This window comes from Streptomyces sp. NPDC029041 (assembly GCF_040637515.1).
Lineage (GTDB): Bacteria > Actinomycetota > Actinomycetes > Streptomycetales > Streptomycetaceae > Streptomyces.
In genome coordinates this window covers 154,097-171,347 of sequence record NZ_JBEZWO010000013.1, presented here as the reverse complement: position 1 = coordinate 171,347, position 17,251 = coordinate 154,097, and the positions used below count along the sequence as shown (strand labels likewise).

11 protein-coding genes are annotated in these 17,251 nt (G+C 67.1%); 10 read left to right on the top strand and 1 reads right to left on the bottom strand.

Annotation, left to right across the window (positions count from 1 at the left end):
• The first annotated feature begins 87 nt into the window (after positions 1-87).
• The 7 genes from AB0F04_RS30230 to AB0F04_RS30200 all read left to right on the top strand — a co-directional run bounded on the left by AB0F04_RS30230 (position 88) and on the right by AB0F04_RS30200 (position 10,799).
• A complete protein-coding gene (locus AB0F04_RS30230; RefSeq protein WP_362047080.1) occupies positions 88-3,984 on the top strand; it encodes a DNA-directed RNA polymerase subunit beta' in 3,897 nt (1,298 codons plus the stop codon).
• A gap of 276 nt (positions 3,985-4,260) precedes the next feature.
• Positions 4,261-4,791: a DUF1707 and DUF4190 domain-containing protein gene (locus AB0F04_RS30225; protein ID WP_362047077.1), complete on the top strand. Its 531-nt coding sequence runs from the start codon at positions 4,261-4,263 to the stop codon at positions 4,789-4,791.
• 319 nt (positions 4,792-5,110) lie between these two features.
• On the top strand, positions 5,111-5,482 hold the full coding sequence (rpsL, locus tag AB0F04_RS30220) for a 30S ribosomal protein S12 (protein WP_003948652.1): 372 nt from the start codon (positions 5,111-5,113) through the stop codon (positions 5,480-5,482).
• 2 nt (positions 5,483-5,484) lie between these two features.
• Positions 5,485-5,955, top strand: a complete 471-nt coding sequence (gene rpsG / locus AB0F04_RS30215) for a 30S ribosomal protein S7 (protein WP_003992340.1) — start codon at positions 5,485-5,487, stop codon at positions 5,953-5,955.
• Between the two features lie 39 nt (positions 5,956-5,994).
• The gene (fusA, locus tag AB0F04_RS30210; RefSeq protein WP_362047074.1) at positions 5,995-8,121 is read left to right on the top strand and encodes an elongation factor G; all 2,127 of its coding nucleotides are present in this window, start codon (positions 5,995-5,997) and stop codon (positions 8,119-8,121) included.
• A 157-nt stretch (positions 8,122-8,278) separates the two neighbouring features.
• Positions 8,279-9,472: an elongation factor Tu gene (gene tuf, locus AB0F04_RS30205; protein ID WP_033308978.1), complete on the top strand. Its 1,194-nt coding sequence runs from the start codon at positions 8,279-8,281 to the stop codon at positions 9,470-9,472.
• A gap of 721 nt (positions 9,473-10,193) precedes the next feature.
• Positions 10,194-10,799: a hypothetical protein gene (locus AB0F04_RS30200; protein ID WP_362047071.1), complete on the top strand. Its 606-nt coding sequence runs from the start codon at positions 10,194-10,196 to the stop codon at positions 10,797-10,799.
• On the opposite strand, the gene AB0F04_RS30195 is transcribed toward AB0F04_RS30200, so the two are convergent.
• On the bottom strand, positions 10,753-11,481 hold the full coding sequence (locus tag AB0F04_RS30195; protein ID WP_362047068.1) for a hypothetical protein: 729 nt from the start codon (positions 11,479-11,481) through the stop codon (positions 10,753-10,755). The two genes, AB0F04_RS30200 and AB0F04_RS30195, sit on opposite strands and share 47 nt — an antisense overlap.
• A 90-nt stretch (positions 11,482-11,571) precedes the next feature.
• Here AB0F04_RS30195 and AB0F04_RS30190 point away from each other — a divergent pair, with 90 nt between their 5' ends.
• From AB0F04_RS30190 to AB0F04_RS30180, 3 genes are all read left to right on the top strand, one after another.
• Entirely contained in the window at positions 11,572-12,219 is a 648-nt protein-coding gene (locus AB0F04_RS30190; protein WP_362047065.1) for a hypothetical protein, read from the top strand.
• 7 nt (positions 12,220-12,226) lie between these two features.
• The gene (locus AB0F04_RS30185; RefSeq protein WP_362047062.1) at positions 12,227-12,523 is read left to right on the top strand and encodes a hypothetical protein; all 297 of its coding nucleotides are present in this window, start codon (positions 12,227-12,229) and stop codon (positions 12,521-12,523) included.
• Positions 12,524-12,640: 117 nt separating this feature from the next.
• Positions 12,641-17,239, top strand: coding sequence for a DUF6531 domain-containing protein (locus tag AB0F04_RS30180; RefSeq protein ID WP_362047059.1), 4,599 nt, complete (start codon positions 12,641-12,643; stop codon positions 17,237-17,239).
• The last annotated feature ends 12 nt before the right edge of the window (positions 17,240-17,251 follow it).

Genomic DNA, 17,251 nt, shown 5'->3' with positions numbered 1-17,251 from the left:
TCGGCGGCCTTCGTCATGAAGGCCGCCGGCCCCAGGACCCCCGTATCAGACCCCATGACTTACAACCCTGAGAGGGATTGACGCATAGTGCTCGACGTCAACTTCTTCGACGAGCTCCGGATCGGTCTGGCCACCGCTGACGACATCCGTCAGTGGAGCCACGGCGAGGTCAAGAAGCCCGAGACGATCAACTACCGCACGCTCAAGCCCGAAAAGGACGGACTCTTCTGCGAGAAGATCTTCGGTCCGACCCGGGACTGGGAGTGCTACTGCGGCAAGTACAAGCGTGTCCGCTTCAAGGGCATCATCTGTGAGCGGTGTGGCGTCGAGGTCACCCGCGCCAAGGTGCGCCGTGAGCGGATGGGCCACATCGAGCTGGCCGCCCCGGTCACGCACATCTGGTACTTCAAGGGTGTTCCGTCGCGCCTGGGCTACCTGCTCGACCTGGCGCCGAAGGACCTCGAGAAGGTCATCTACTTCGCGGCGTACATGATCACGTACGTCGACGAGGAGCGCCGTACGCGCGACCTGCCCTCGCTGGAGGCCCACGTCTCCGTCGAGCGCCAGCAGATCGAGCAGCGCCGCGACGCCGACCTGGAGGCCCGCGCCAAGAAGCTCGAGACCGACCTGGCCGAGCTGGAGGCCGAGGGCGCCAAGGCCGACGTGCGCCGCAAGGTGCGCGAGGGTGCCGAGCGCGAGATGAAGCAGCTGCGTGACCGCGCGCAGCGCGAGATCGACCGCCTCGACGAGGTGTGGAACCGCTTCAAGAACCTCAAGGTCCAGGACCTCGAGGGCGACGAGCTGCTCTACCGCGAGCTGCGTGACCGCTTCGGCACGTACTTCGACGGCTCGATGGGTGCCGCGGCGCTGCAGAAGCGCCTGGAGTCCTTCGACCTCGACGAGGAGGCCGAGAAGCTCCGCGAGATCATCCGCACCGGCAAGGGCCAGAAGAAGACCCGTGCGCTCAAGCGCCTGAAGGTCGTCTCCGCGTTCCTGCAGACCAGCAACAGCCCCAAGGGCATGGTGCTCGACTGCGTGCCGGTCATCCCGCCGGACCTGCGTCCGATGGTGCAGCTGGACGGTGGCCGCTTCGCGACCTCCGACCTGAACGACCTGTACCGCCGTGTGATCAACCGCAACAACCGCCTGAAGCGCCTTCTCGACCTCGGTGCGCCCGAGATCATCGTGAACAACGAGAAGCGCATGCTCCAGGAGGCCGTGGACGCGCTGTTCGACAACGGCCGTCGTGGCCGTCCGGTCACCGGTCCCGGTAACCGCCCGCTGAAGTCCCTCAGCGACATGCTGAAGGGTAAGCAGGGCCGCTTCCGTCAGAACCTGCTGGGTAAGCGTGTGGACTACTCCGCGCGTTCCGTGATCGTCGTCGGTCCGCAGCTGAAGCTGCACCAGTGCGGTCTGCCCAAGGCGATGGCGCTGGAGCTCTTCAAGCCGTTCGTGATGAAGCGCCTGGTCGACCTGAACCACGCGCAGAACATCAAGTCGGCGAAGCGCATGGTCGAGCGCGGCCGCACGGTCGTGTACGACGTGCTGGAAGAGGTCATCGCGGAGCACCCGGTTCTGCTGAACCGTGCGCCCACGCTGCACCGCCTCGGCATCCAGGCCTTCGAGCCGCAGCTGGTCGAGGGCAAGGCCATCCAGATCCACCCGCTCGTCTGCACCGCGTTCAACGCGGACTTCGACGGTGACCAGATGGCCGTGCACCTGCCGCTGTCCGCGGAGGCGCAGGCCGAGGCCCGCATCCTGATGCTGTCCTCGAACAACATCCTCAAGCCGGCCGACGGCCGCCCGGTGACGATGCCGACCCAGGACATGGTCCTCGGTCTGTTCTTCCTCACCACCGACGGCGAGATGCGCGACCTCAAGGGCGAGGGCCGTTCCTTCGCCTCGGTCGCCGAGGCGATCATGGCCTTCGACGCGGGCGAGCTGTCGCTCCAGTCGAAGATCGACGTCCGCTTCCCGGTCGGCACCATCCCGCCGCGCGGCTGGACCCCGCCGGCGCGCGAGGAGGGTGAGCCCGAGTGGCAGCAGGGTGACAGCTTCCGGCTGAACACCACGCTGGGCCGCGCGCTCTTCAACGAGCTGCTGCCCGAGGACTACCCGTTCGTCGACTACGAGGTCGGCAAGAAGCAGCTCTCCGAGATCGTCAACGACCTCGCCGAGCGCTACCCCAAGGTCATCGTGGCGGCGACGCTCGACAACCTGAAGGCGGCCGGCTTCTACTGGGCGACCCGCTCCGGCGTCACCGTCGCCATCTCCGACGTCGTCGTTCCCGAGGCGAAGAAGGAGATCGTCCGCGGTTACGAGGCGCAGGACGAGAAGGTCCAGAAGCAGTACGAGCGCGGTCTGATCACCAAGGACGAGCGCACGCAGGAGCTCATCGCGATCTGGACCAAGGCGACCAACGAGGTTGCCGAGGCGATGAACGACAACTTCCCGAAGACCAACCCGATCTTCATGATGGTGAACTCGGGTGCACGAGGCAACATGATGCAGATGCGTCAGATCGCCGGTATGCGTGGTCTGGTGTCGAACGCCAAGAACGAGACGATCCCGCGTCCCATCAAGGCCTCCTTCCGTGAGGGCCTGTCCGTGCTGGAGTACTTCATCTCCACGCACGGTGCCCGTAAGGGTCTGGCGGACACCGCTCTGCGTACCGCCGACTCGGGTTACCTCACGCGTCGTCTGGTCGACGTCTCCCAGGACGTCATCATTCGCGAGGAGGACTGCGGCACCGAGCGCGGTCTGCGTCTGAAGATCGCCGACCGCACCGAGACCGGTCTGGTCAAGACGGAGGACGTCGAGACGTCCGTGTACGCGCGCTGCCTCGCCGAGGACATCGTGGTCGACGGACAGGTGCTGGCCCCGGCCGGTACCGACCTCGGCGACGTCCTCATCGAGGAGCTCGTGCAGCGCGGCGTCGAGGAGGTCAAGACCCGCTCGGTCCTGACCTGCGAGTCCGCCGTCGGCACCTGCGCGATGTGCTACGGCCGTTCGCTGGCCACCGGCAAGCTGGTCGACATCGGTGAGGCGGTCGGCATCATCGCCGCCCAGTCCATCGGTGAGCCCGGTACCCAGCTGACGATGCGTACCTTCCACACCGGTGGTGTGGCCGGTGACGACATCACCCAGGGTCTGCCGCGTGTCGTCGAGCTCTTCGAGGCCCGTACCCCGAAGGGTGTCGCCCCGATCTCCGAGGCCCAGGGCCGCGTGCGGATCGAGGAGACCGAGAAGACCAAGAAGATCGTCGTCACCCCGGACGACGGCAGCGACGAGACGGCGTTCCCGATCTCCAAGCGTGCCCGTCTCCTGGTCAGCGAGGGCGAGCACGTCGAGGTGGGCCAGAAGCTCACCGTGGGTGCCACCAACCCGCACGACGTGCTGCGCATCCTGGGTCAGCGTGCCGTTCAGGTCCACCTGGTCGGCGAGGTCCAGAAGGTCTACAACTCGCAGGGTGTGTCGATCCACGACAAGCACATCGAGATCATCATCCGGCAGATGCTCCGCCGCGTGACGATCATCGAGTCCGGCGACGCCGAGCTGCTGCCCGGCGAGCTGGTCGAGCGCTCGAAGTTCGAGACCGAGAACCGTCGTGTGGTCCAGGAGGGCGGTCACCCGGCTTCGGGCCGTCCGCAGCTCATGGGTATCACCAAGGCCTCGCTGGCGACGGAATCCTGGCTGTCGGCCGCCTCCTTCCAGGAGACGACCCGAGTCCTGACGGACGCGGCGATCAACGCCAAGTCCGACAGCCTCATCGGCCTCAAGGAGAACGTCATCATCGGTAAGCTCATCCCGGCCGGTACGGGTCTGTCCCGCTACCGCAACATCCGGGTCGAGCCGACCGAGGAGGCCAAGGCCGCGATGTACTCGGCCGTCGGCTACGACGACATCGACTACTCGCCGTTCGGCACGGGCTCCGGCCAGGCCGTTCCGCTGGAGGACTACGACTACGGTCCGTACAACCAGTAAGCGAGTGGCTTGAGCCATGGAGGGCGGTCATCCTGCGGGGTGGCCGCCCTTCGGCGTTCCCGGTACCCGGGGCGCGCGCGGGAAGGGCCCCGACGCCGTCTCACCGGGCGTCTGCGGGCGTGCCGACACGGCGGCGAATCCGGGGCGCGGCTGCGCGAGGGAGCGCCTGAGTCGGCTGTCTGGCCGACTTGCGCCGCCCCGCGCCGGACGCACCGGTGCCGGAACCTCCGCTTCGGCGCATCATGGAAGGACTCCGGCCCCTCGGGGAGGTGCTCCGTGTCGCAGTCGCCCTACTCGTCCTGGCAGCCGTGGCAGCCCTGGCAGGGCTCCGGTGGCCCGTCGATGCTGGCGTCGCACGCCGATCGGGAGCGGGCCGTGGACGTGCTCAGAGCCGGGTACGGCGAGGGGCGGATGGAGCAGGGGGAGTTCGAGAGGCGGGTGGGGCGGGCGTATGCGGCGCGGACCGTGGGGGAGCTGGCGCTGCTCGTCGCGGACCTGCCGCAGGGACCGCTGCCGCAGCCGACCTCGGTCATGCCCGTCCCGGCGACGTTCGTGCCCGTGCCGCGGGCGCGGACCAACGGCAAGGCCGTCGCGGCCGGGGTGTGCGGGCTGCTGTGTGTGCCGACCATGGGGCTGACCGGGATCCCGGCCGTCGTGCTGGGGCATGTGGCCCGGGCCGAGATCCGCAGCCGGGGAGAGCTGGGGGACGGGCTCGCGCTGACGGGCCTCGTACTCGGGTGGTTGTCCACGGCGGGCTGGGCACTCGTACTGGTGTTGCTCACGGTGGTGTCCGTCGTAGCATCGTGAAGGTATGCAAAACGGACAGTCGCCGTCGAATTGAAGATCGATAACGGCCGGGGGGCTTGACATGTCCCGCATGGCGATGCGGGCGGTGCCCATTTGTTTTGACCGCAGCGAATGCGGTAGGTACGCTCAGACCTTGTGCCTGGGGTGTGCCCTGGCTCGCGTGTGTGCCATGAACCGCACGGCGGGCCGACACCGGCCACCGTAATCTGCGCTGTTTCTGCCTCGCGGCGGGAGTCCGCGGGTTCGACACACCCGACCGCGTGGGTCGGCGACGTTCCAGGTTAGCTTCACCATTCGGCACACAGAAACCGGAGAAGTAGTGCCTACGATCCAGCAGCTGGTCCGCAAGGGCCGGCAGGACAAGGTCGAGAAGAACAAGACGCCCGCACTCGAGGGTTCCCCTCAGCGCCGGGGCGTCTGCACGCGTGTGTTCACGACCACCCCGAAGAAGCCGAACTCGGCCCTGCGTAAGGTCGCGCGTGTGCGTCTGACCAGCGGGATCGAGGTCACCGCTTACATTCCGGGTGAGGGACACAACCTGCAGGAGCACTCCATCGTGCTCGTGCGCGGCGGCCGTGTGAAGGACCTGCCGGGTGTTCGCTACAAGATCATCCGTGGCTCCCTCGACACCCAGGGTGTCAAGAACCGCAAGCAGGCCCGTTCCCGCTACGGCGCCAAGAAGGAGAAGTAAGAATGCCTCGTAAGGGCCCCGCCCCGAAGCGCCCGGTCATCATCGACCCGGTCTACGGTTCTCCTCTGGTGACGTCGCTCATCAACAAGGTGCTGCTGAACGGCAAGCGCTCCACCGCCGAGCGCATCGTCTACGGCGCCATGGAAGGTCTGCGTGAGAAGACGGGCAACGACCCGATCATCACGCTGAAGCGCGCGCTGGAGAACATCAAGCCGACCCTCGAGGTCAAGTCCCGCCGTGTCGGTGGTGCGACGTACCAGGTTCCGATCGAGGTCAAGCCCGGTCGTGCCAACACGCTCGCGCTGCGCTGGCTGGTCGGTTACTCCCGCGCCCGTCGCGAGAAGACCATGACCGAGCGTCTGCTCAACGAGCTTCTCGACGCCTCCAACGGCCTTGGTGCCGCTGTGAAGAAGCGCGAGGACACCCACAAGATGGCCGAGTCCAACAAGGCCTTCGCGCACTACCGCTGGTAGTCGCTACCCACATCGAGACCGAGAGAAGACTGAAGCCTTATGGCTACCACTTCACTTGACCTGGCCAAGGTCCGCAACATCGGGATCATGGCCCACATCGACGCGGGCAAGACGACCACCACCGAGCGGATCCTGTTCTACACCGGCGTGTCGTACAAGATCGGTGAGGTCCACGACGGCGCTGCCACCATGGACTGGATGGAGCAGGAGCAGGAGCGTGGCATCACGATCACGTCTGCTGCGACCACCTGTCACTGGCCGCTCGAGGACAACGACTACACCATCAACATCATCGACACCCCTGGTCACGTCGACTTCACCGTCGAGGTGGAGCGCTCCCTGCGCGTGCTCGACGGTGCCGTGACGGTGTTCGACGGTGTCGCCGGTGTCGAGCCGCAGTCCGAGACGGTGTGGCGTCAGGCCGACCGCTACGGCGTGCCGCGTATCTGCTTCGTCAACAAGCTGGACCGTACCGGCGCCGAGTTCCACCGCTGCGTGGACATGATCTCGGACCGCTTGGGCGCGCAGCCGCTGGTCATGCAGCTGCCGATCGGTGCCGAGGCGGACTTCAAGGGCGTCATCGACCTCGTGACGATGAAGGCCCTGGTCTGGTCGGCCGAGGCGACCAAGGGCGAGATGTACGACACCGTCGACATCCCGGACACCCACGCCGAGGCTGCCGAGGAGTACCGCGGCAAGCTGCTCGAGGCCGTCGCCGAGAACGACGAAGAGCTGATGGAGCTGTACCTGGAGGGCACCGAGCCCACCGTGGAGCAGCTCTACGCCGCGATCCGCCGTATCACCATCGCGTCCGGCAAGGGCGGCGGCACCACCGTCACCCCCGTGTTCTGCGGCACCGCGTTCAAGAACAAGGGCGTTCAGCCCCTGCTCGACGCGGTCGTGCGCTACCTGCCCACCCCGCTCGACGTCGAGGCCATCGAGGGTCACGACGTCAAGGACCCGGAGCAGGTCGTCGTGCGCAAGCCGTCGGACGAGGAGCCCCTCGCCGCGCTCGCGTTCAAGATCATGAGCGACCCGCACCTCGGCAAGCTCACCTTCGTCCGCGTGTACTCCGGCCGTCTGCAGTCCGGCACGGCTGTGCTGAACTCGGTGAAGGGCCGCAAGGAGCGCATCGGCAAGATCTACCGCATGCACGCCAACAAGCGTGAGGAGATCGAGTCGGTGGGCGCCGGCGACATCGTCGCCGTCATGGGCCTGAAGCAGACCACCACCGGTGAGACGCTGGCGGACGAGAAGAACCCGGTCATCCTGGAGTCCATGGACTTCCCGGCGCCGGTCATCGAGGTCGCCATCGAGCCCAAGTCGAAGGGCGACCAGGAGAAGCTCGGCGTCGCGATCCAGCGCCTGGCCGAGGAGGACCCCTCCTTCCAGGTGCACACCAACGAGGAGACCGGCCAGACCGTCATCGGCGGTATGGGCGAGCTTCACCTCGAGGTGCTCGTGGACCGCATGAAGCGCGAGTTCAAGGTCGAGGCCAACGTCGGCAAGCCGCAGGTCGCGTACCGCGAGACGATCCGCAAGGCCGTCGAGAAGGTCGAGTTCACCCACAAGAAGCAGACGGGTGGTACCGGCCAGTTCGCTCGCGTCATCATCGCGATCGAGCCGATCGAGGGCGGCGACGCCTCGTACGAGTTCATCAACAAGGTGACCGGTGGCCGTGTGCCGAAGGAGTACATCCCTTCGGTGGACGCCGGTGCGCAGGAGGCCATGCAGTTCGGCATCCTCGCCGGTTACGAGATGACCGGTGTGCGCGTGACGCTGCTCGACGGTGCCTACCACGAGGTGGACTCCTCCGAGCTCGCGTTCAAGATCGCCGGTTCGCAGGCCTTCAAGGAGGCCGCGCGCAAGGCCAGCCCCGTGCTGCTCGAGCCGATGATGGCCGTCGAGGTCACCACGCCCGAGGACTACATGGGTGAGGTCATCGGCGACATCAACTCCCGCCGTGGCCAGATCCAGGCCATGGAGGAGCGGGCCGGTGCCCGCGTCGTGAAGGGCCTCGTGCCCCTCTCGGAGATGTTCGGTTACGTCGGCGACCTGCGCAGCAAGACGTCCGGCCGTGCGAGCTACTCCATGCAGTTCGACTCCTACGCCGAGGTTCCGCGGAACGTCGCCGAGGAGATCATCGCGAAGGCCAAGGGCGAGTAACGCACCGCGTCTACACGCCGTAGGCTTGACTCCGGAGCCTCGTGGGGCATTCCGCCGCAACAGTGGAGGGAATGCCCCGGGGATCCGGGCCATCCAGCAAAGATCACCTGGCGCCGATGAGTAAGGCGTACCAGAACCACTCCACAGGAGGACCCCAGTGGCGAAGGCGAAGTTCGAGCGGACTAAGCCGCACGTCAACATCGGCACCATCGGTCACATCGACCACGGTAAGACGACCCTCACGGCCGCCATTACCAAGGTGCTGCACGACGCGTACCCGGACCTGAACGAGGCCTCGGCCTTCGACCAGATCGACAAGGCTCCTGAGGAGCGCCAGCGCGGTATCACCATCTCCATCGCGCACGTCGAGTACCAGACCGAGACGCGTCACTACGCCCACGTCGACTGCCCCGGTCACGCGGACTACATCAAGAACATGATCACGGGTGCGGCGCAGATGGACGGCGCCATCCTCGTGGTCGCCGCCACCGACGGCCCGATGCCGCAGACCAAGGAGCACGTGCTCCTGGCCCGCCAGGTCGGCGTTCCGTACATCGTCGTCGCCCTGAACAAGGCCGACATGGTGGACGACGAGGAGATCCTGGAGCTCGTCGAGCTCGAGGTCCGTGAGCTCCTCTCCGAGTACGAGTTCCCGGGCGACGACGTTCCCGTCGTCAAGGTCTCCGCTCTGAAGGCCCTCGAGGGCGACAAGGAGTGGGGCAACTCGGTTCTCGAGCTCATGAACGCCGTCGACACGGCGATCCCCGAGCCCGAGCGTGACGTCGACAAGCCGTTCCTCATGCCGATCGAGGACGTCTTCACGATCACCGGTCGCGGTACGGTCGTCACCGGCCGTATCGAGCGTGGTGTCCTGAAGGTCAACGAGACCGTCGACATCATCGGCATCAAGACCGAGAAGACCACCACCACGGTCACCGGTATCGAGATGTTCCGGAAGCTCCTCGACGAGGGCCAGGCCGGTGAGAACGTCGGTCTGCTCCTCCGCGGCATCAAGCGCGAGGACGTCGAGCGCGGCCAGGTCATCATCAAGCCGGGCTCGGTCACCCCGCACACCGAGTTCGAGGCGCAGGCCTACATCCTGTCCAAGGACGAGGGTGGCCGCCACACGCCGTTCTTCAACAACTACCGCCCGCAGTTCTACTTCCGTACGACGGACGTGACCGGCGTGGTGACCCTCCCCGAGGGCACCGAGATGGTCATGCCGGGTGACAACACCGAGATGAAGGTGGAGCTCATCCAGCCCGTCGCCATGGAGGAGGGCCTGAAGTTCGCCATCCGTGAGGGTGGCCGGACCGTGGGCGCCGGCCAGGTCACCAAGATCAACAAGTAAGTCTTCGGACTGGCTTGAGGGTCCACTGACCTGAGTGGCTCGAAGGGGCCCGTACGACTTCGGTCGTGCGGGCCCCTTTGCTGTGCCCTTGTGCAGCGGGGCCCGGCCGCCGGTACGACTCTGATGGGCTCGGGGCGGGTGTGCCGGCCCGGGTCGGTCGGGTGGTTCCGGGCGCGCTTGGCGTAAGAAGGGGTGATTCTCGGCGAAGGAGTGCCAGAAGACGTCGAAGGCGGTGCGTGGGTCCTCGGGGGTGGTGCGGGTGCAATCGGCCGGCCGTTCCCGGGCGCGCCGCAGTGAGCGGTGTCGGTGTCCGACCGAGGTGTCGAAGCCCAAAGTGGCGCGGTTTCCACCAGGGCCGGGGCGGACGGTCATCGTGGCGCCGTCCGCGGTCGCGTACGGGCCGGGGCCGGTCCGTCGAGCGCTGTCACCCTCGGGGCAGCTGACGGAGGTCGTCTGGAACTCCGGGAGGGTGTCGCCGTCGCGCGAGAGGACGGTGCCGTAGCCGTCCATCCACCCGAGGGCCCGCGCTCGGTCTGTCGCCGCGGTGGCGGGGGCGGCTGCCGCCGTTGCTGCCGCGAGGCCGAGGCGAGGGCGGTGGCTGTGAGGGTGCGCATGCCGGGTTCCCGTGGTGTGGTCGTGTGCCACCACGGTGACTGGGGGAGGGGAGTACCGGCCGTCCGGCGGGCTGGTGGACGGGGATGTCGGGCCGTAACACTGGAGCATGACCTCGGAAACGGCGTGCGACGACCCTCTCGATCCCGGCGCGGACACGGCCGGTGACCACCCCGACCTGGACGCGATCGAGGAGCTGTGCTCGGGTTCGACCCCCGACTCCGTACTGGCCGCCAGGGCCAGGGAGACGGTGCCGCGACTCGTGGCGGAGGTCAGGCGCCTGCGGTGGCTCGTCGAGTACGGGGCATGTCCCACGGCGGGCACCACCGGGACGGAGTTCGTGCTTCCTCTCGACGAGGACATGCTCGGCTACTTCCGCGAGATGGTGGACGTAATGGTGGGGCGTATCGGTGTCCCCCGTGCGGAGGCCGTCGCCAGGGTCAACGCGGCGTACGGGACACGGCAGTGGGTCGCCCTGGACCTCCAGCTCATGGGGCACGAGCTGCCCGAGTACTGGGCCTACGGTCTGTATTACGGCCCGGACAGCCGGGGCCGCAGTCCGGTCGGGGACCCGGTCGTGGATGCGGACATCGACTTCATGGCGCTCCCCGTACGCCCGGCACCGCCGAAGGACTCCCCATTCTGGACAGAGGAGGAGCCCGAGGTGCTCAGCGAGCCGGCCGAGGGCCCAGGAGCGGCAGAAGTCGGTCCCTGAGGAGGCCGCGCGCGGGTTCCATGGACATCCAGAGCAGCTTGTGACGGGTTCCGTCGGCCATGGAGAGCGTCATTCCGGAGGTGGTCAGGCCGCCGTGGAGCCGGGCGTGCGTGATCTCGGTCAGGGGGAGCACCTTGTTGGTGCGGTGGGCGGAGCGGATGGCGTCGGGGTCGTGGGCGAGGGTCAGGAACGTGTCCGGGGTCGCCAGTTCGGGCCCGAGGAGCCCGACCGCCATGGTGGCCGGTACGCCGCCGCGGATGCGGAGCAGCTGATCGGGGAGCAGCCACAGCTCGCCGTGGATCCAGTCCAGCCAGCCGGTCGTGCAGGTACGGGCGATGAGCTGCGCCGACCGCAGGCTGATCCGCCCGGCCCGGGCCACCGCCTCATCGAGCAGTGCGCCGACCGCCTCCACGGAGGCGACCCGGCGGGACTCCTGGACGGCCTGGCCTCCGCTTCCGAACTCGCTCTCGCTCGGCGAAGTGAAGTGGAGGCGCGCGTGACCGCTGCAGTGCACCTCCACCAGCAGCCGCACGGCCCAGCCCGCAGCGCTGAAGTGCACTGCCAGCCACTCGCGATCGTCGGCCCAGGGCACGGAGGACACCTGGATCCCGTCCGAGATCCACTGCGACCTGCGCCGCTCGATCTCCGCCCCGGCCATGTCCATGGCTATCGCTTGTCTCATCCGTCTCACGCCGCTGATCTTGTCGCACTCAGCCCTCGCACGATGGGACGATGGCCGGACTTGTGATCGAGTGAACGGGAGGCCGGCGCCATGGCCCGGTACATGGAGACCCTGACCGTCGAGCGGGGCGGTTTCCGGATCAAGGTGCCGGAGTCGTGGTGGGAGTTCGACGTACGGCCGGAGACTCGGGACGACTCGATCCGGCGGATGGTGAGCGAACGGGTGCGGGAGCGTCCGGAGTTGGAGCAGCACCGCGGCACCTACGTCGACTTCCTCCGGAAGGCCGCTGCCGATGCCTGGAAGTCGGGCGCGCTGTACTGCGGTTGCATGGCGGAGAACTTCGGCGGGGACACGCCGATCACCGGCTCGGTGACCGTCTCCCTGGTCGGCGGCCGCAACGAGCGCGGCGAGCCGCTGTCCAACGACCCGTCGGTCATCGCGAGCCAGCTCGCGGTCAAGGAGGCCAAGCGGGAGGGCGACTCCTGGCGGAAGGTCACGACGGTCGACATCCCGGGTGTCGGCCCGGCCGCGCGCACGCAGGGCATCGAGGACATCGCCGTACCGGGGGACGCACTCAACCGCACGATCCGGGCCGTGCTGATGCAGACGTACATCCCCGTGCCGGGCCAGGAGGGCAAGGTCGCCCTGGTCGCCGGCAGCACCCAGGTCCTCGACCTCGCGGACTCGTTCTTCGACATCTTCGACGCGATCACGTCGACGTTCCGCTTTTCGGGCTGATGTGCCGGTGTCCCGGGGGTGGGACTGGGAGAGCGTTGAGGGACTGCTCGGGCTGGACGACCCGGGGGAGTGGGACCTGGCCTTCGAGCGCGGCGAGGCGCGTCTCGGGACGGCGGTGACAGGCCTGGCGTTCCACTGCTCACTGGCGGAGGCATCCCCGCGGATCGCCCGGGCGATGCGGTTGCCGGACGCCGCTCAGCGGGGGTTCGCCTTCACGGCGGCGGGTCACGCGGCGCGTCTCAACGGGGAGTTGACGACCGAGCTGTACGCGGCCCGGCGGGCGGTACGCGGACACATCTCCTGACGCTGGTCTCCGTAGTCTCCGTCGGCAGTACCACCTATCCGTCGAACGGCTGTGCCTTGTAAGTTCACGTGTGCATACGGTTGTTGCTGGAGATGTGCACGTGACGGGGGTTGCGGTATGGCGGGGCACAGGCCTTCGGACTGGCATGTCCTGGACTTGGACGGGGATCCGACGCCTGGTGATCCGCAGCGGGTGCGCACGCTTGCGAAGCATCTGCACGATTTCGCCGATGACGTCTCCGACGCGTTGCGTCTGGTCAAGGGCATGGCGGGGGAGGGCACGCTCCTGGAGTGGGCGGGCAAGTCGGCGGACGTGTTCAAGGAGGACTTCGCCGACGTCCCGAAGAACCTCAAGAAGCTGAAGAAGTCCTATGAGATGTGCGGGGATGCGCTGGCGGACTTCTGGCCGAAGCTGGAGCGTGCGCAGTCCCTGGCGGACAAGGCTCTGCGCAAGGGCCGGGAGGCCCGCGACACCCTCTCCTCGGCCCAGTCCCGCCTCACCTCGGCCGACTCGTGGGTGACACGGGCCGGCAAGGAGGCGGACAAGTACAAGGACGACCCGACCGGCAGCAAAGGTGCCGAGACGCCGGATGAGGCCAAGGTGCGGGCGGCGACCCGGGACGTCCAGCACGCCAAGTCGGCACAGTCCAAAGCTCAGTCGGACGTCTCCGACGCGCAGGACGCCCTAGCCGCCGCGAAGAAGATGGCCGCGGACGCGCGCAAGATGCGTGACGAGGCGGCTCGGGAAGCCAAGTCGAAGATCGACGAGGCTTCCGATGCCGGGATCCAGAACCGGTCGTGGTGGGAAGAGGCCGGCGACTGGTTCGTCGACAACTGGGACACCATCGTCGCCGTGTGCAAAGTCGTCGTGGCCGTCGTCGGGATCGTCGCGATGATCATCGGTGGACCGATCCTCGCCGCGATCGTGGTGGTGGCGGGACTCATCGTCCTTGCCGACTCGCTGTACAAGTATTCCAAGGGACAGGCGTCCCTATGGGATGTGGGATTCGCGGCACTGGACTGCATACCCGGCATGAAGGGCCTGACCACCCTCGGCAGACTCGCGAAGGGCATGAAGGCTCTCGGCAAAGGCGGTCTCAAGGCCATGGCCAAGGGGCTCAGGAGCGGTCTGCGCAGAGAGGCGGACGACGCCCTGGCCAAGAGCAAACCGGTGGAGGGCCGGTGCAAGGGTGGCGACCCCGTCGACATGGTTTCCGGCGAGATGCTGATGGAGCACACCGATGTCGAACTGCCAGGTCTGCTGCCGCTGATAGTGCGCCGCACCCACCTGTCCACCTACGCCTCCGGTCAGTGGTTCGGTCCCTCCTGGGCCTCGACGCTGGACGAGCGACTGGAACTCGACAGCGCGGGCGCCTTGTTCGCAGCTGAGGACGGAATGGTCCTCGTCTATCCGGTCCCCGCCCCCGGGGAATCGGTGCTCCCCCTCGAAGGACCCCGATGGCCCCTCGACTGGGACGGTGAGCCCGGCGCCCCGATCCGCATCACGAACCCGGCCACAGGGCGCACCCGTCACTTCGCGCCGACTTCCCAGCCGCCCTCCACCGCACAGAGTTTCACTCTCCCGCTCGCCGCAGTGACCGACCGCAACGGGCATCGGATGGACATCGACCGTGATGAGCGTGGCGTCCCGGTGGCCGTGCGCCATTCCGGCGGCTATCACCTGCGCATTCTCACCGACGATGCACGCATCACTCAGCTGCGACTGAGCGACCCGCAGGCCGGCCCGGACGGGATCACACTGGTGAGGTACGGCTACAACGCCGAGGGGCACCTCACCGAGATCTACAACTCGAGCGGTCTGCCGTACCGGCTCACCTATGACGATCGGGGACGTGTCACCTCGTGGACCGACCGTAAGGGCTCCTGGTACCGCTACACCTACGACGACCAGGACAGGTGCATACGAGGTGAGGGGGCGGAAGGCTTCCTCGACTGCGTCATTTCCTACGACACCGAAGCTCGTGAGACCCGGTACACGAACGCGCTTGGGCACACCACGGTCCATCGCTACAACGAGTTCCTGCAACGTACGGAGATGATCGACCCGTCGGGCCGAACGGTCCGCACGGCCTGGGACCGGTACAACCGGATGCTGTCCTATACGGACGCACTGGGCCACACCACCACATTCACCTACGACTCACACGGCAACCTCGCCACCGTCACGCGTCCGGACGGTCTTCGAACGACGGCTGAGTACGACGACCTCGGTCTTCCCGTCCGACTCGTCGAGGCGGACGGGGCCGTGTGGGAGCAGCGTTTCGACGACTGCGGCAACCGTCTGAGGATCGTCGACCCGTCGGGCAACTCACGTCAGTACAGCTACGACGAGCAAGGCCGCAGCACTGCGGTGACCGACGGCCTCGGCCATGTGACCCGTATCGAGTGCAATGCGGCCGGATTGTCGATTCGAGAGACCGATGCGCTCGGAAACACGACGCACGCCGAACGTGACGCCTTCGGCCGTGTCGTCAGGGTCGTGGATGCCGAAGGCCGGGTCGAGTCCATGGGATGGACCGTGGAGGGGCATCCGGCATGGCGTCTCGCCGCCGACGGTTCCCGGGAAAGCTGGGAATGGGACGGCGAAGGCGACCTCGTCGCCCACACGGACCAGCTCGGCCGCAGGTCCCTGATCGAGACCGGTCACTTCCACCAGCCGACCAGCCGCATCGACCGCAACGGCAGCGAGTACCGGTTCACGTACGACTCCGAGGTGAACCTGACCGAGGTCATGAACCCTCGGGGCCAGACCTGGAAGTACGTGTACGACTCCACCAACCGCCTGGTCGCCGAAACGGATTTCGAGGGGCGCTCGCTCACCTACTCCTACGACGCGGCCGGCCGCCTGGCCCGTCGCACGGATGGCGACGGCCAGGAGACCGTGTTCCTGCGCGACGAACTCGGCAGGATGGTCGAACAACGCACGGGCGACCAGGTGTCGCGCTTCACCTACGATCCGGCCGGGCGGTTGGTCCGAGCGGTGAGCGACACCAGCACCCTTGAATGCGCCTACAACTCCTCCGGACGCTTGGTGCGCGAGGCGCTGGACGGTGCTGAGACGACCTACGCCTACGACGCACTGGGCCGTCGGACGGAACGCCGCACGCCCAGTGGGATCACCTCGACATGGAGCTATGACGCCGTTGGCCGCCCGGCGTCCCTGCATGCGGCAGGGCAGACGGTCACCTTCGGGTTCGACGCCCTGGGACGGGAGCGCGTCCGCGAGTTCGGGTCGTTCGCGTCGCTCACTCAGGCTTGGGACGAGCGCGGACACCTCGTCGGACAGGAACTCCACGGCAACGGAATCCGCGGCCGAGCGCTCCTGCAGAACCGCACCTACACCTACAGGCCGGATGGCCTGCTGTCCGGAATCGACGAACTCACCACGGGGCAGCGCAGGTTCGATCTCGACGCAGTCGGCCGCGTCACGGCGGTACACGCGCGGGACTGGACGGAGAACTACGCGTACGACGCCCTGGGCAACATCCAGGATTCGACCGCGCCCTCGTCGGTGGACCGCCCGACCACGCGTGACTACGCCGGAACGCGACTTCGGCGATCCGGCCGTACCAGCTACGAGTACGACCAGCGAGGACGGCCTGTCCGCACCGTCAAGCGGCTCCTGAACGGGCAGAAGCGCATTGCCACCTACACCTGGGACGCGCAGGACAGGCTCACGGCCGCTGTCACACCGGACGGAGACCACTGGCGCTACCGCTACGACCCCACGGGACGGCGCCGCGCCAAGGTGCGGCTGGGTGCCGACGGCTCGGTCGCCGAGGAGACGCGGTTCACCTGGGACGGCACGCGCCTCGCCGAGCAGGTCAACGACTCCGGAGAGGCGCTGACTTGGGACTACTTCTCCGGCACGCATCGCCCGCTGACACAGATACGTCGCGGGGCGGACGGTGTCCGGTTCCACGGCGTGGTCACGGACACCGTCGGAGCTCCCACCGAACTCGTCGACGCCGAGGGCACCGTGGCATGGCATCGCAGGACCGAGCTGTGGGGCCGGGAGCTGGAGCCACGCCCGGCAGATGTGGGCTCCGGTGTGCCGGTCGACTGCCCACTGCGTTTTCCTGGACAGTACGCCGACGCCGAGACCGGCTGGAACTACAACCACGCCCGCTACTACGACCCCGAAAACGGCCGCTACCTGACGCCCGACCCGTTGGGGCTCGCTCCGCAGCCGAATCACTACGGGTACGTCCCCAACCCCTTCTGCTTCATCGATCCGCTCGGCCTGGCACAACCCCGCGGCGGAAACGGACGGTGGGTAAGGGACCCCGACGCACCGGACACCCGCCACAACCGTTCTTCGGAATACCCCCATTCGTACTGGGACGAGACGCATGAGGACATGGTCTCCCGATTCACCGACGAGGGCCGGGCAGCGGGTGGCTGGCCTCTCGATCAGAACGGCAATCGAATCCCGCGGGACCAGCTCACATGGCGAAACAATGCGGGTGAAGTAATTCCGGCAGACTCGAAGATCCTCACCTACGACCACAATCCGCGAGTGGTCGAACATTGGAATGAGACGGGTTACAACACCAATTATCCGGAACGTGAGGCTTGGTACAATGACACAACCGACATGGAGCCCATGACGCGGGCGGACAATGGCCGGGACGGTGCGCGCGCTCCCAGGTACCGTCAGGACACCGGGCCCAACTATTCCTGCAAGGGAGCATAAGGGGAGGTAGAT